The organism is Rouxiella sp. T17 (assembly GCF_036663475.1).
Taxonomy (GTDB): Bacteria; Pseudomonadota; Gammaproteobacteria; order Enterobacterales; family Enterobacteriaceae; genus Rouxiella.
On the sequence record NZ_JAWUEA010000035.1, the window covers coordinates 168,346 to 182,134 of the forward strand.

The 13,789-nt window shown below is 52.3% G+C and carries 14 protein-coding genes and 1 other RNA gene; 6 read left to right on the forward strand and 9 right to left on the reverse strand.

The genetic code is table 11. From position 1 onward, the window contains the following. The first annotated feature begins 41 nt into the window (after positions 1 to 41). Positions 42 to 1,328 carry an ammonium transporter AmtB gene (gene amtB, locus SC206_RS14220; protein WP_332738083.1) on the forward strand — a complete coding sequence of 429 codons (1,287 nt, stop codon included), beginning with the start codon at positions 42 to 44 and terminating at the stop codon, positions 1,326 to 1,328. A gap of 162 nt (positions 1,329 to 1,490) precedes the next feature. Here amtB and tesB read toward each other — a convergent pair whose 3' ends face one another. Beyond that, complete coding sequence (gene tesB / locus SC206_RS14225) at positions 1,491 to 2,357, reverse strand: acyl-CoA thioesterase II (protein WP_332738084.1); 867 nt, start codon at positions 2,355 to 2,357, stop codon at positions 1,491 to 1,493. Between the two features lie 225 nt (positions 2,358 to 2,582). On the opposite strand from tesB, the gene SC206_RS14230 reads away from it, so the two are divergent. Further along, complete coding sequence (locus SC206_RS14230; RefSeq protein WP_332738085.1) at positions 2,583 to 3,140, forward strand: YbaY family lipoprotein; 558 nt, start codon at positions 2,583 to 2,585, stop codon at positions 3,138 to 3,140. 139 nt (positions 3,141 to 3,279) lie between these two features. On the opposite strand, the gene SC206_RS14235 is transcribed toward SC206_RS14230, so the two are convergent. After that, a complete protein-coding gene (locus SC206_RS14235) occupies positions 3,280 to 3,588 on the reverse strand; it encodes an MGMT family protein (RefSeq protein WP_332738086.1) in 309 nt (102 codons plus the stop codon). A gap of 142 nt (positions 3,589 to 3,730) precedes the next feature. On the opposite strand from SC206_RS14235, the gene ffs reads away from it, so the two are divergent. After that, an RNA gene (gene ffs, locus SC206_RS14240) (signal recognition particle sRNA small type) lies at positions 3,731 to 3,827 on the forward strand. A 531-nt stretch (positions 3,828 to 4,358) separates the two neighbouring features. Here ffs and SC206_RS14245 read toward each other — a convergent pair. The 3 genes from SC206_RS14245 to SC206_RS14255 form a co-directional block, all read right to left on the reverse strand. After that, a complete protein-coding gene (locus SC206_RS14245) occupies positions 4,359 to 4,562 on the reverse strand; it encodes an HHA domain-containing protein (protein ID WP_026110585.1) in 204 nt (67 codons plus the stop codon). Between the two features lie 43 nt (positions 4,563 to 4,605). Next, on the reverse strand, positions 4,606 to 4,974 hold the full coding sequence (gene tomB, locus SC206_RS14250) for an Hha toxicity modulator TomB (RefSeq protein ID WP_045046077.1): 369 nt from the start codon (positions 4,972 to 4,974) through the stop codon (positions 4,606 to 4,608). 298 nt (positions 4,975 to 5,272) lie between these two features. Then, entirely contained in the window at positions 5,273 to 5,626 is a 354-nt protein-coding gene (locus SC206_RS14255) for a hypothetical protein (RefSeq protein WP_332738087.1), read from the reverse strand. A 425-nt stretch (positions 5,627 to 6,051) separates the two neighbouring features. On the opposite strand from SC206_RS14255, the gene SC206_RS14260 reads away from it, so the two are divergent. The 3 genes from SC206_RS14260 to SC206_RS14270 are packed head-to-tail and all read left to right on the forward strand — an operon-like array spanning position 6,052 to position 8,580. Then, positions 6,052 to 6,789: a metal ABC transporter ATP-binding protein gene (locus tag SC206_RS14260; RefSeq protein WP_332738088.1), complete on the forward strand. Its 738-nt coding sequence runs from the start codon at positions 6,052 to 6,054 to the stop codon at positions 6,787 to 6,789. Continuing rightward, positions 6,786 to 7,643: a metal ABC transporter permease gene (locus SC206_RS14265; protein ID WP_332738089.1), complete on the forward strand. Its 858-nt coding sequence runs from the start codon at positions 6,786 to 6,788 to the stop codon at positions 7,641 to 7,643. The genes SC206_RS14260 and SC206_RS14265 overlap by 4 nt, the downstream gene beginning before the upstream one ends. 58 nt (positions 7,644 to 7,701) lie before the next feature. Further along, positions 7,702 to 8,580: a metal ABC transporter substrate-binding protein gene (locus SC206_RS14270; protein WP_332738090.1), complete on the forward strand. Its 879-nt coding sequence runs from the start codon at positions 7,702 to 7,704 to the stop codon at positions 8,578 to 8,580. 192 nt (positions 8,581 to 8,772) lie between these two features. On the opposite strand, the gene ykgO is transcribed toward SC206_RS14270, so the two are convergent. The 4 genes from ykgO to SC206_RS14290 form a co-directional block, all read right to left on the reverse strand. Next, complete coding sequence (gene ykgO / locus SC206_RS14275) at positions 8,773 to 8,916, reverse strand: type B 50S ribosomal protein L36 (RefSeq protein WP_045046082.1); 144 nt, start codon at positions 8,914 to 8,916, stop codon at positions 8,773 to 8,775. An 18-nt stretch (positions 8,917 to 8,934) separates the two neighbouring features. Further along, on the reverse strand, positions 8,935 to 9,189 hold the full coding sequence (locus SC206_RS14280) for a type B 50S ribosomal protein L31 (RefSeq protein WP_332738091.1): 255 nt from the start codon (positions 9,187 to 9,189) through the stop codon (positions 8,935 to 8,937). A 212-nt stretch (positions 9,190 to 9,401) separates the two neighbouring features. Next, a complete protein-coding gene (gene acrB / locus SC206_RS14285) occupies positions 9,402 to 12,551 on the reverse strand; it encodes a multidrug efflux RND transporter permease subunit AcrB (protein ID WP_332738092.1) in 3,150 nt (1,049 codons plus the stop codon). 16 nt (positions 12,552 to 12,567) lie between these two features. After that, on the reverse strand, positions 12,568 to 13,740 hold the full coding sequence (locus tag SC206_RS14290; RefSeq protein ID WP_332738093.1) for an efflux RND transporter periplasmic adaptor subunit: 1,173 nt from the start codon (positions 13,738 to 13,740) through the stop codon (positions 12,568 to 12,570). Positions 13,741 to 13,789: the final 49 nt, after the last annotated feature.

Consider the following 13,789-nt stretch of genomic DNA (forward strand, 5'->3'; position numbering starts at 1 on the left):
CGGTAGAAAAATGGTCGTTCAGCAATAGGGGTAGATTAATAATGAAAAAACTTTTATCCATGATGGGGCTGGCTGGCGTTGCCTTGTTGCCTTCACTGGCAATGGCGGCCGATCCGGTTGCCAACGGCGCTGATAATGCCTTCATGATGATTTGTACAGCACTGGTGTTGTTCATGACTGTTCCAGGCGTGGCGCTGTTTTACGGCGGCCTGCTGCGTTCGAAAAACGTGTTGTCGATGCTGACTCAGGTCATCGTCACTTTTGCACTGGTTTGCGTATTGTGGATGCTTTATGGCTACAGCCTGGCATTCAGCGAAGGTAACGCCTTCTTCGGCGGCTTCAGCAACGCGATGCTGAAAGGCATTGGCCTGACGTCTGTCACCGGCACCTTCTCGCAGATGATCCACGTGGCGTTCCAATGCTCGTTCGCGGCCATTACGGTTGCGCTGGTGGTTGGCGGTATCGCTGAACGTGTCCGCTTCTCGGCGGTCCTGATCTTCACCGTTATCTGGTTGACCTTCTCTTATATTCCTATCGCACACATGGTGTGGGCAGGCGGTTTCCTGGCGGCCGATGGCGCGCTGGACTTCGCAGGCGGCACCGTGGTGCACATTAACGCCGCGAGCGCCGGTCTGGTGGGTGCTTACCTGCTGGGCAAACGTGCAGGCTTTGGCAAAGAGGCGTTCAAACCTCACAACCTGCCAATGGTCTTCATCGGCGCATCGGTTCTGTATGTTGGCTGGTTCGGCTTCAACGCCGGTTCTGCAAGCTCCGCAAGCCCGATTGCTGCGCTGGCATTCCTGAACACCGTTATGGCAACCGCAGGCGCAATCCTGTCATGGGTGCTGGTGGAGTGGATGGTGCGCGGTAAACCTTCTCTGCTGGGTGCCTGTTCCGGTGCCATCGCGGGTCTGGTTGCCATCACTCCGGCCTGTGGTACAGTCGGCGTGGGCGGTGCATTGATTATCGGTCTGGTAGGCGGCGTTGCTGGCCTGTGGGGTGTTGTTACCCTGAAAAAATGGCTCAACGTGGATGATACCTGTGACGTGTTCGGCGTTCACGGCGTGTGCGGAATCGTAGGTTGTATCCTGACCGGCGTATTCAGCGCCAGCTCGCTGGGCGGCACGGGTTATGCAGAAGGCGTGACCATGGGTCATCAGGTCTGGATCCAGCTGCTGAGCGTAGTCGTTACACTGGTCTGGTCAAGCGTTGTCGCGTTCATCGCCTACAAAATTGCTGACATGGTCGTGGGTCTGCGTGTTCCGGAAGAGCAGGAGCGCGAAGGTCTGGACGTCAACAGCCACGGCGAAAACGCCTACAACCAGTAAGCTTCCCGCTGCTGAACGGACGTTGATAAAAGTTTCGATTTAATAAAAATAACGATTAATGATGAGTAAGCAAAAGGGGACGATAAATTTATCGTCCCCTTTTCTATTTGCCTGCGATAACAGGCTTCTGCAAGATTTTATAGAAGCGCGCTTTCTAGCTCGTTACTCGGTCTTTCTGTTTCGCATCACGCCTTCCTGCACCGTCGAGGCGACCAGCACGCCCTCACGGGTATAAAACTGGCCTCTGACAAATCCCCTTGCGCCCGACGCCGACGGGCTCTCAATGCTGTACAGCAGCCATTCGTCCAGACGGAAAGGGCGGTGGAACCACATCGAGTGATCGATCGTCGCGACCTGCATTCCCGGCTCCAAAAAACCGACGCCGTGAGGCTGGAGCGCGGTCGGCAGGAAATTGAAATCCGAGGCGTAACCCAGCAGATATTGATGGATACGCAAATCGTCGGGCATTTCGCCGTTGGCCTTTATCCAGATTGCCCGCTCGGGGAGATCTTTTTTACCCTGCAACGGATTGTGAAATTTTACCGGACGCATCTCGATAGGACGCTGGCCGGTGAATTTTTCCCTGAACTTCTCGGGGATCAGATGGGCAAAATTCCTGGCAATCTCTGACTCGGAAGGCAGCGTTTCAGGCGCGGGCACTTCTGGCATGCTGTTTTGATGCTCATAACCCTCTTCGTGGCTCTGAAAGGAGGCGGTCATATAAAATATCGGCTTGCCGCCTTGCACTGCCTTGACCCGTCGCGCGCTGAAACTGTTGCCGTCGCGCAGTGTTTCGACGTCATAGACAATCGGCTTGCTGCTGTCACCGGGGCGCAGAAAATAGCTGTGAAACGAGTGAATGCTGCGATCGCTGGGCACCATCTGCTTTGCAGCATACAGCGCCTGACCGACAACCTGACCGCCAAAGACCTGACGCAGGCCGAGATCTTCGCTTTGTCCGCGAAACAGTCCTTCTTCAATTTTCTCGAGATTAAGCAAATCTAAAAGATTATCCAGTGCCTGACTCATGGCTGACCTCGTCACGTTGTTTTTTCTACTATGCTGTGATGGCGGGCGTTTCTCAATAAAAGATAGTGGATACTGCTCGCAGGCAGAAGTGGCTTTCTTCCGGCAACAGGAATAATTCGGATTTATGTGCCATAGTTATTTGTACGAGTGGTTAAATTAACTATTTGAATCAAATTGGCATATAGAACCGTTGCCGAAAAGATGACAATAAAAGGAGTACGATCTATGAAACTTTGGCAGATAGTAGGTGGGACCGCGCTGTCTTTTGCTCTAGCAGGTTGTGCTACACATCCGACACCGCCCCCAGAATCCCCTAACTCGTCCGCGAGCCCGTCGAGCATGCCTGCAATTACCGGGCCTAACGTTTCGGGTACGGTAAATATTGCTCAGCGTGTTGCGCTGCCGCCGGATTCGGTGCTGACGGTCACGTTGTCTGACGCCTCAATGGCCGATGCGCCATCGCGCGTCATTGCCCAGAAAGTCGCGCGTACCGAAGGGAAGCAGGCACCATTCAGCTTTATCCTGCCTTATAATCCGCAGGATATTCAGCCAAAATCTCACATTATCCTGAGTGCGGCGCTGACTATTAATGGTCGTCTGGCGTTTATTACCCAAGACATCAAAGAAGTCATTAATGATGCCAAGGGCACGCGCGCCGATCTGCAGCTGATCCCTGCGACCTCGGTTCCGGTCGTCACGCAGCCAGCCGCTGCGCCAATGACCCCGGGAATTCCGTCGCAGCCTAACGGCGCACCAGCACAAACGCCGACGCCAATGTATTGATAGTTAGCGATTACTGCTAGCTGAGCGATCAGTCGGCCAAGCTCCCCCGTTTTCTCTTTCCTGTTTGAATAGGAAAAGCCGAAGCGGGGGAGTTTTTTATTTTGGAGGAGAGTGGAAGGTCTGGAGCGAGGTTCCGCGTTTAGAATTTCCAGCCAAAGGTGAGCAAATCAATCCGCCCTTCGCTGAACATAACGCCTTCTGCCAGCAATGCCTGGCGCTGTCTTTTGAAATCTTCCCCTTGCAGTGAAATCTCGCCGTGACGATTAACCACCCGATGCCACGGCAACGTGCTGCCTTCGGGCAATTTTTTTAGCACGCCGCCGACCTGTCTGGCCGCGCGCGGCGAACCGGCCATGCGCGCGACATCGCCGTAAGTCGTGACCTGACCTTGCGGAATGGCGGCGAGAATTTGAAACACCCGTTGGCGAAAATTGTCGATTTCTGACATGCCCAGCACCTTTGTAAAAATATCTGCCAATGATTGTATAAGAAAACAACGGTTGTCGGCAGTTAACTTGCTTTTGTGCACCTCATCCGTAATAATGCCCACCGCTTCGCAGTATTGAAGCCGTTAACGACAATGGGGGCCCTGTTGGTTCTCCCGCAACGCTAACTTGTTAACTAGGTCAGGTCCGGAAGGAAGCAGCCATAGCAGGTGTCGTGTGTGCCGGGATGTAGCTGGCAGGGCCTCCACCATTTCAGCCCTACCTTCATCAGTAACCTCAAGACTCCTCTTAGTAACCTCAAGCAATTCAGTAACCTCAGCAGCAACCTTGGCAGCCACTCTCGATTACACTTCTGCTCACTCTACTGTCAACAATGCAACTTTCCAAATTTCTGTCCAAACCTCTATCCACACGTCTATCTCAAGATCACTTTAAAAACGTCTATCCCAAGATCTATCCAAAGGTCGTTGCGAAAATTTATTAAAAACCTGACGGCGATTTTATCTCGAGTTTTTGCGCGAATTTACAGCAATAACGGAGAGGGTGGCGAAGACGGAGAGAGTGGCGAAGGAGGATGAAACGATAAGGAAGCGGCAATGGAAAATGGGCAGGGCAAGGTATTCACTGCACGCATGGATGGCAGTAAATCAAGGCAATAAATCTATTAATGAAATCAGGCGTAAACCGGCTTTATATAAAAGCAGTATTGTCATAGACAATAGGGGTTGAGCCGATATAAATATCGACTCAACGAGGTCATGGTCAGAAAAAATTAGCGGACGAATTTCCAGACGGAGGTAGGGATTTTATCGTACAGCTTGTTCATCGTCAGTTCTGCAAGACGGTGATCGGCAGCAGAGTAAAAGAGCTCCAGCTCATCATTAGAAAGCTCGTACTTATTTTTCTCAATAACGCGTTCAAGAGTATCAATGGTGGTGCATTTTCTTAAACGCATCAAATAATCAATTTTGTTCATCATGGCCTTTTCAACGGTAGCGTAATACTTTATTAAATTATCTTTAGGTTTTCATCAGAGCACAAACATAATCCCCTGAGAACATTCTGAATAGTCGTTTCTTGGTTTTTTGCCATTGACGTAAATCAGAATCGTTTATTCCGTAATTGCTGAATAGGGTATAGGTATCATCGAGATACTCTTCTACCAGATCGCTGAGGTTTGTTTCGTCCGGGTATTTAATTTTAAAGCTCATGACGAAAGAGGCAATATGCTCAATCAGGTCATTAAGCTGCAAATTGACAGCCGAGGTAGGGTCATTGACCCAGCCGTGATGACTGTCTCCCAAGGTCGCAATTCCTTCGTCATACAAGTTCTCGTTGAGGAACCGCAGTTGCGCAATATCATGTCGCTTAGGCGAGTACTCATCCATATCATCCCCTCCGTAATGGTTATTCGGTGTGATAACACTCTGTGAGTAAACAAAAACATTAAGTAAACAACAAAATCCGAGCTAACCAGGGACTGCCGGGTAAGAGTAATACCCTGTTAAAACCAAACTACATTTATTATCGATAAGGGTTGCCGGAGGCTGGACCGGGCAGGAAGTAAAACCTGAAGGTTAGCCGGAGCCATTAAGAGTCGGAGGATGTTTATCATGACTTAATAATGGTCTTACAATATTAAATATAATCTAATTTTAGAAAACTGCGCAAACCTATTACTGAAACTTACAATTCATTTTCCGTGCCGACAGAATCAAAATCTATTATATCGAACTCTAATCCATCCGGTTTAATGATAAAGGAAACCGTCTCTTTAGAATCTTCTTCCGCATTCAGGTCGAGACAACCATTAAAGATGGTCCAATCATAACTGTAACTCATTGAATACGTTTGATTAGATTTTTGTTCGACAGATTTGATGACCAGTGAACCCGGTGTATAACGAGCATTTGGCGAATAATAACCTAAACCAGCAGTTAATGGATCTTCGATCACCTGAATATTAGATTCTATTATTTGCTTTAGTTCCGCAACGCCTGGCACTTTCTCTCGGACATCATAGGGAATCAATTTTTTCATAAGAGCTTTCTTCTTAAGAGCTTTTGGCAAAAAAACAGACTGAGCCAATTATTGCATATTTTTTGAGGCTTGTACGCAATGGATTCGAAATAATTACGTTAGCAAAGCAATTATATCACCCTGTTTTTAATGTGTTTTTTTAGAAATTTCATACTTGATTACGTTTTTATCTCTTGGAGTAATAGGCGATTTTTAACAGGAGTTTGAGCTGGCGCACAGGGCGGAACGTAGAGCAGGCCGAGGGAAACGCCGTTCTGGTGCCTTCTTGAAAAACGACGTCATTTATGTTGTTATATTATAACATCTCCAGAGCAACTCATTATGACCAAAACACTGTTTACTCTTTCTGCATTTTCCCGCTGTGCTATTGCCCTGATTTTATTGGCAATATTGTGGCTCGGGATCTATTGGGCCATCTCCCTGCCATGATTAACATCTCCAGACTCGAAGTCGGCTACGAACGCCGAGCCGTTGCGATGCCGTTGAGCGGCCAAATTACCGCAGGCTCGTTGACTGCCGTCATTGGTGCCAACGGCGCGGGTAAATCGACCTTTCTGAAAACGCTGGCGGGACTGCAACCGGCCATTTCGGGTTCTATCGACTATGTGAGCAATGCCGCAAAAAATAAGCGTCCCCAGCTCGCGTACTTGCCGCAGCAGGTCGAACTCGACCGCCAATTTCCGATCAGCGTGTTTGATTTGGTGGCGATGGGCTGCTGGCCGCAAAGCGGGCTGTTTGGCGGCATCAGCCGTGAGTCTGAGCGTCAGGTTATTGAGGCGCTCGATACCGTAGGCATGACCGAAATGCGCAATTTTGCGGTCGGTGAACTTTCCGGCGGCCAGCTGCAACGCACGCTGTTTGCCCGTTTGCTGATTCAGCAGGCGCCGCTGATTATGCTCGACGAGCCGTTTACCGGCATCGACAGCCAGACCACCGAGCTGCTGTTAAAGGTTATCCATCAATGGCATGCGCAGGGGAAAACGGTGATCGCCGTGCTGCACGACATTGCGATGGTGGCCCGTCATTTCCCTCAGGTACTGTTCCTGAGTCCGCAGCAAAATATTTGGGGAACGGCCGACGAAGTGTTGTGCCATTTTCCTCACCGCGATCATGCCTGCATCCTGGCCGACGAGTTCAGCGAGCAGCGGAGAGTTATTAAATGATGTGGTTTCATCTGTTAGCCGATCCCTTTGTGCAATTTGGTTTTATGCGCCGCGCGCTCATCGCCTGTCTCGCGCTTTCCATTAGCGCCACGCCGTTGGGCGTCTTCCTTTTACTGCGCCGCATGAGCTTAGTCGGCGACGCGCTGAGTCACGCCGTTTTACCCGGCGCGGCCATCGGGTATCTGATTTCGGGCATGTCATTGGTTGCGATGGGCGTGGGCGGATTTATTGCCGGTCTGGCGGTCGCCATGCTTTCCGGCGTGGTCAGTCGTCGCACCCAGCTTAAAGAAGATGCCAGCTTTGCCGGTTTTTATCTCGGATCTCTCGCGCTCGGCGTCACGCTGGTTTCTCTTAAAGGGTCCAGCGTCGACCTGCTGCACGTGCTGTTCGGCTCGATTTTAGCGATCGATTCCCACGCCTTGCTGATGGTCGGTTCGATCAGCAGCGCGTCGTTGATCATTCTTGCCTGTATTTATCGCGCGCTGGTTATCGAATCTTTTGATGCGCTGTTTCTACGCGTGAGCGCCGGAAAATGGCTGGCGGTAATTCAGGGCATCTTTTTGGCGCTGGTGGTAGTGAATCTGGTCGCCGGTTTCCAAATCCTCGGCACCTTGATGTCAGTGGGTTTGATGATGCTGCCCGCCGCCAGTGCCCGTTTCTGGGGGAAAGATCTGCCCCATACACTGTTGATTGCCATGGTAATCGGCATGCTGTCGAGCGTAGTTGGGCTGATTTGGTCTTACTACGCCTCGCTGCCCGCTGGACCGGCGATCGTGCTTAGCGCCAACGTTATTTTCTTTATCTCGGTTCTGTTTGGAACGCGCGGCGGCATGTTGACCGCCTCGCGTCGTTAAGTAGTAAAAAATAAAGCGCCCAATAATGGGTGTAGATGACGTCTAAAAAGGAGTGGAAATGAAACTTTTACCCGTTGCTCTGTCAGTAGCTGCCCTACTGTCGAGCCCGCTAGCGATGGCGAAAACTGTTAATGCCGTGGCCAGTTTTTCTATCCTCGGCGATATCGTGCAGGAAGTCGGTGGCGATCACGTTAAGGTCACCAGCCTTGTCGGACCCGATGGCGACCCGCACAGCTTTGAACCCGCGCCGAAAGACAGCAAGTCGCTGGCCTCTTCCGACGTGGTCTTCGTCAGTGGTTTGGGCATGGAAGGGTGGATGGATCGCCTGATCGGCGCCTCTGGTTATCACGGCAAAATCATCGTGGCTTCTCAAGGCGTAGATTCGCGCAAGATGGAAGACGATGGCAAAACCGTTACCGATCCACACGCCTGGAACAGCATGGCAAACGGCGTGATTTACGCCACCAACGTGATGAACGCGCTGATTGCCGCCGATCCTGAAGATGCCGATTATTTCCGTCAGCACGGCAATGCTTACATCGAGCAGCTGAAAAAGCTTGATGTGTGGGCCAAGCAGGAGTTCAAAGGCATTCCGATGAGCAAACGCAAAGTCTTGACCAGCCACGACGCGTTCGGCTATTTCGGCAAAGAATATAACGTGACGTTTATGGCGCCGGTCGGTTTCTCTACCGAGTCTGAAGCCAGCGCCAGCGGCGTAGCAGGATTAATTAAGCAGATTAAAGACGAGAAGGTGAAAACCTACTTTATCGAGAACCAGACTGACCCGCGTTTAGTGAAGCAGATTGCTTCGGCAACGGGCGCGCAGCCGGGCGGCGAGCTCTATCCAGAGGCGCTGTCAGGCCCGCAGGGTCCGGCGACCACTTATGTGAAAGCCTTCACTCATAACGTGGAGACGATTGTCGCCAGCATGAAATAAGCGTTTCCCTCTCTGCCGTTTCGGCGGGGGAGAGGGCACTCGTTTCTACTTCTTTTTAGACGCATGTTTTAAACGCATGTTTTAGACGCGAATCACACACGCAACAAAGCCCCGTTGGGCAGCAACGGGGCTTTTTTATGGCTATCAATTCTTAAAAGCTTATTTATCCGCTATCCGGCTCGAACGGCGGGATTAACGCTTCTTCTTCTTGCCACCCTGAACGGCTTTGAAGCGCGGATTGCTTTTGCAAATCACGTACAAACGGCCTTTGCGCTTGACGATGCGGCAGTCAGGATGACGATTTTTAGCTGATTTCAGTGAGCTTAATACCTGCATTTATCCCTCCAAAGAGACTTATTTTTTACCGATGAAGCTGCCGAAACGCTGGTTGAAGCGCGCGGTGCTGCCTTCTTTCGAGAACTCTTTCTGCTTGCCGGTGTAATACGGATGCGACGCGGAAGAGATATCCAGAGTGACGTACGGGAAGGTTTGGCCGTCCAGTTCAATGGTGCGATCGGTTTTAATCGTCGAGCCCACGCGGAAATATTCGTCAACGCCGGTGTCATGGAAAACCACGGTGCGGTAGGCGGGATGAATGTTCTCTCTCATAATTAATCCTAAAATGTAATGTTATACTATAACATTTATTATGCGCGCGTTGGTTCGCGGCTTCAAGCCCGAAATGCACTTTTTACTATATAAAATTTAACGTGCCAGAAGAGGCGAAATGAAAATGGCGGAGGCGAAAGCGGGGGAAGCTCAAAAGCGCAGGCAATAAAAAAGGCCGCGTGTGCGGCCTTAAGATTTAGCAGATAGCTGAATTAATGGTGCGGCGATTCAACCGGCGCGTTCTGTTCCGTCTCGTCTTTCTTCTTGCCGAAACGGCGGCGAACCACCACGAAGAATACCGGGACGAAGAAGATTGCCAGCAGCGTTGCCGTGATCATCCCGCCCATTACGCCCGTACCTACGGCGTTTTGCGCGCCGGAACCTGCACCGGTGCTGATAACCAGCGGCATAACGCCGAGGATAAAGGCCAGCGAGGTCATCAGAATCGGACGCAAACGCATACGTACCGCGTCGAGCGTCGCTTCAATCAGCCCTTTTCCTTCTTTATCCATCAAGTCTTTGGCAAATTCGACAATCAGGATGGCGTTCTTCGCCGACAGCCCGATGGTCGTCAACAGCCCCACCTGGAAGTAAACGTCGTTGCTCAACCCGCGCGCGGTGGCCGCAATCAGCGCACCGACGACCCCCAGCGGCACCACCAGCATAACCGAGAACGGAATCGACCAGCTCTCGTACAACGCCGCCAGACAGAGGAAAACCACGATCAGCGAGATGGCGTACAGCGCAGGTGCCTGGTTGCCCGACAGCCTTTCCTGATACGACATGCCGGTCCAGTCGAAGCCGATACCGCTCGGCAGTTTCGAAGCCAGCGACTCCATCATTTCCATCGCTTCGCCGCTACTTTTGCCTTCAACCGGCTGGCCGAGAATTTCCATCGACGGCAGACCGTTATAGCGCTCAAGACGTGGCGAACCATATTCCCATTTTGCCGTAGAGAAGGCAGAGAAGGGCACCATCTGACCCGAACTGCCGCGAACGTACCAGTTTTCGATATCTTTTGGCAGCATGCGGAACTTGGCGTCGCCCTGTACGTAAACTTTCTTCACGCGACCGCGATCGATAAAGTCATTGACGTAGCTTCCGCCCAGCGAGGCACCCAGCGTGGTATTGATGTCAGAGATCGACACGCCCAACGCCGTGGCTTTCTCCTGATCGATTTCCAGCTTGTACTGCGGCGTATCTTCCAACCCGTTCGGACGCACGCCCGCCAGCAAATCTGAATGCTGTGCGACCATGCCGAGCAGCTGGTTACGCGCCTGCGTCAGCTTGTCGTGGCCGAGGTTAGCCTGGTCGATAAGTTCGAAGTCAAAGCCCGTGGCGGTGCCCAGCTCGACAATTGCCGGCAAGTTAAAGGCAAAGACCATGGCATCTTTGATTTTGCTGAACTCGCCCATCGCCCGTCCGGTAATACCGGCGACTTTATTCTCGGCGCCGCTGCGCTCTGACCAGTCTTTCAGGCTGACGAAGGCGATACCGGTGTTCTGGCCGCGTCCTGCAAAACCAAAGCCGTTAACGGTAAATACCGAGTTAACGTTGGCTTTCTCTTTGGTTAGATAGTAGTTGCTGACTTCATCCAGCACTTTCTGCGTGCGCTCCTGCGTGGCACCGGCAGGAAGCTGGGCCATGGTCAGGAACACGCCCTGATCTTCTTCCGGCAGGAACGAGGTCGGCAGGCGGATAAACAGCAGCGCCATGCCAATCACAATCAGCAGGTAAATCAGCAAGTAACGGCCAGTACTGCGCAGAATATTGCCGATGCTGTCGGTATAGTGATGGGTGCTCTGCTCAAACTTCTTGTTAAACCAGCCAAAGAAACCGGTGGTTTTACCGTGGTCGCCTTTCTGGATAGGCTTCAGCATGGTGGCACACAGCGCGGGCGTCAGAATCAACGCCACCAGCACCGACAGCACCATCGCGGAAACAATGGTAATCGAGAACTGGCGATAGATAACGCCGGTCGAGCCGCCAAAGAAGGCCATCGGAATAAATACCGCCGACAGCACCATCGCGATCCCGACCAGTGCGCCCTGGATCTGGCTCATTGATTTGCGGGTCGCCTCTTTCGGCGGCAGGCCTTCTTCGGCCATCACACGCTCGACGTTTTCGACCACCACGATCGCATCATCGACCAGCAGGCCGATGGCGAGCACCATACCAAACATCGTCAAGGTGTTAATCGAGTAGCCAAATGCGGCGATAATGGCAAAAGTACCCAGTAAAACCACCGGCACGGCGATAGTCGGAATCAGCGTCGCGCGGAAGTTTTGCAGGAACAGATACATGACCAGGAACACTAGCACGATCGCCTCGACCAGCGTTTTTACCACTTCCTGAATCGAGATTTTCACGAACGGCGTGGTGTCGTATGGATAAACCACTTTCATGCCGCTCGGGAAGAACGGTTGCAGCTTAGCTAACTCCGCTTTTACCGCGGAAGAGGTGTCGAGGGCGTTGGCGTTGGTCGCCAGCTTGATACCCAGACCCGCCGCAGGCTGGCCGTTATAACGGGCAATCACGTCATAGCTTTCGCCGCCGAGCTTGATATCCGCCACGTCTTTCAGGCGTACCTGCGAACCGTCGCTATTCACTTTCAAGATGATTTGCCCGAACTCGTCGGCCGATTTCAGACGCGTTTGCGCCACAATCGACGAGTTAAGCTGCTGGCCCGGCACCGGCGGCGTACCGCCAAGCTGACCTGCTGCCACCTGATTGTTCTGCACGGTAATCGCGCTGATAACGTCGACCGGCGTCAGCTGATAGTTGTTCAGCTTGTTCGGGTCCATCCAGATTCGCATCGCGTACTGCGCACCAAACAGCTGCACGTCACCCACGCCGGAAGTACGGCTGATAGGGTCCTGCACGTTTGAAGCCACGTAGTCGGCGATATCCTGCTGCGTCATGTCGCCGTCAGAAACAAAGCCCGCCACCATCAGGAAGCTGCTGCTCGATTTCTGGACTTTGATCCCCTGCTGCTGCACTTCCTGCGGCAACAGCGGCATCGCCAGCTGGAGTTTGTTCTGCACCTGAACCTGCGCGATATCCGCGTCGGCACCGGAAGAGAAGGTCAGCGTTATCTGTACCGCACCCGATGAGTCGCTGGTGGAGGACATATACATCAGATTATCGATACCGTTCATATTCTGTTCGATAACCTGGGTGACCGTGTCCTGAACCGTTTGCGCATCGGCACCCGGATAGGTTGCCGTTAGCTCAATGGCGGGCGGCGCAACGGTCGGATACTGTGCGATAGGTAATTTGAGGATTGATAATCCCCCCGCCAACATAATAATGATGGCGATTACCCAGGCAAAGATCGGGCGATCAATAAAGAAATTAGCCATGAATTACCGGCTCCTTTTAAGACTTCGTTGCTTCTGCAGCAGGTGCTTTCTGGTCAGCTTCTTGCGCTGTTACCTGAACGCCCGGTTTCACTTTTTGCAGGCCGGTAACAATCACTTTGTCGCCCGCCTTAAGACCGTCCGTCACGACCCATTTGTCGCCAATGGCCTGTGTCGTGGTCACGGTACGAAGTTCGACTTTATTGTCAGCGCCGACCACCATCGCCGTCGCATCGCCGCGCGGGTTACGGGTAATTCCCTGTTGCGGCACCAGCAGCGCGTTATTGTTTACGCCTTCGTCCAGACGGGCGCGCACAAACATGCCCGGCAGCAGCAGGCCATCTTTATTCGGGAACACGGCGCGAAGGGTGATCGAACCGGTGGTTTCATCCACGGTCACGTCGGAGAACTCCAGCTCGCCCGGCTGCGCGTAAGCTTTGCCGTTATCCAGAACCAGCGTGGCTTTTGCCTTGCCGTCCTGCTGTTTCAGCGTGCCGTCGGCCAACTCCTGCTTGAGGCGCAGGAAATCGTTGCTCGACTGCGTTACGTCAACGTAAATCGGGTCAAGCTGCTGCACGGTGGCTAGCGCGTCAGTTTGACTGCTGGTCACCAACGCTCCTTCGGTAACGGAAGATTTGCCGATACGGCCGCTGATTGGCGCGATAACTTTGGTGTAGGCGAGATTAATGCGAGCAGTTTCAACCGCCGCTTTTGCCGCAACGGTAGAGGCATCGGCCTGTAGCGCGGTAGAAGTGGCAGTATCGTAATCTTGTTTACTGATGTAGTTGGTGCCGAGCAGCGGCTTGTAGCGATTAACCGTCACGCGGGCAATTTGCGCGCTGGCCTGCGCTTTTGCCAAATCGCCTTTTGCACTGTCGTAGGTGGCCTGATAAGGCGCAGGATCAATTTGATAAAGTGAGGTGCCGGCTTTAACTTCGCTGCCTTCGACGAAATTACGCTTCAGGATAATCCCGCTGACCTGAGGACGAACTTCGGCGATGCGGAAAGCAGAAGTCCGGCCCGGAAGCTCGGTAGTCACGTTCAATGGTTCGGCTTTTAATGTGACGACGCCCACTTCAGGGGCTGATGGCGCGCCCTGTTCGGTTTTTTTATCGTTACATCCTGTAAGAGCTAATCCGCCGGTTAGCATCAGAACGACCGCCAGAGGCGTTAGCCCTCTGTTTTTGTTCATAAATAAACCTCAAGTGTCCGATTTTTAAAATATTATTCAATGGATGCTG

What these genes read in the sequence shown, in the direction of transcription:
- SC206_RS14235 (WP_332738086.1), bottom strand. Translation starts at nt 3,588, where the DNA reads ATGTCAGAAATCGACAATTTTCGCCAACGGGTGTTTCAAATTCTCGCC.
- acrB (WP_332738092.1), bottom strand. Translation starts at nt 12,551, where the DNA reads ATGGCTAATTTCTTTATTGATCGCCCGATCTTTGCCTGGGTAATCGCC.
- tesB (WP_332738084.1), bottom strand. Translation starts at nt 2,357, where the DNA reads ATGAGTCAGGCACTGGATAATCTTTTAGATTTGCTTAATCTCGAGAAA.
- SC206_RS14270 (WP_332738090.1), top strand. Translation starts at nt 7,702, where the DNA reads ATGAAACTTTTACCCGTTGCTCTGTCAGTAGCTGCCCTACTGTCGAGC.
- SC206_RS14255 (WP_332738087.1), bottom strand. Translation starts at nt 5,626, where the DNA reads ATGAAAAAATTGATTCCCTATGATGTCCGAGAGAAAGTGCCAGGCGTT.
- SC206_RS14265 (WP_332738089.1), top strand. Translation starts at nt 6,786, where the DNA reads ATGATGTGGTTTCATCTGTTAGCCGATCCCTTTGTGCAATTTGGTTTT.
- tomB (WP_045046077.1), bottom strand. Translation starts at nt 4,974, where the DNA reads ATGGATGAGTACTCGCCTAAGCGACATGATATTGCGCAACTGCGGTTC.
- SC206_RS14260 (WP_332738088.1), top strand. Translation starts at nt 6,052, where the DNA reads ATGATTAACATCTCCAGACTCGAAGTCGGCTACGAACGCCGAGCCGTT.
- SC206_RS14290 (WP_332738093.1), bottom strand. Translation starts at nt 13,740, where the DNA reads ATGAACAAAAACAGAGGGCTAACGCCTCTGGCGGTCGTTCTGATGCTA.
- SC206_RS14230 (WP_332738085.1), top strand. Translation starts at nt 2,583, where the DNA reads ATGAAACTTTGGCAGATAGTAGGTGGGACCGCGCTGTCTTTTGCTCTA.
- amtB (WP_332738083.1), top strand. Translation starts at nt 42, where the DNA reads ATGAAAAAACTTTTATCCATGATGGGGCTGGCTGGCGTTGCCTTGTTG.
- ykgO (WP_045046082.1), bottom strand. Translation starts at nt 8,916, where the DNA reads ATGCAGGTATTAAGCTCACTGAAATCAGCTAAAAATCGTCATCCTGAC.
- SC206_RS14245 (WP_026110585.1), bottom strand. Translation starts at nt 4,562, where the DNA reads ATGAACAAAATTGATTATTTGATGCGTTTAAGAAAATGCACCACCATT.
- SC206_RS14280 (WP_332738091.1), bottom strand. Translation starts at nt 9,189, where the DNA reads ATGAGAGAGAACATTCATCCCGCCTACCGCACCGTGGTTTTCCATGAC.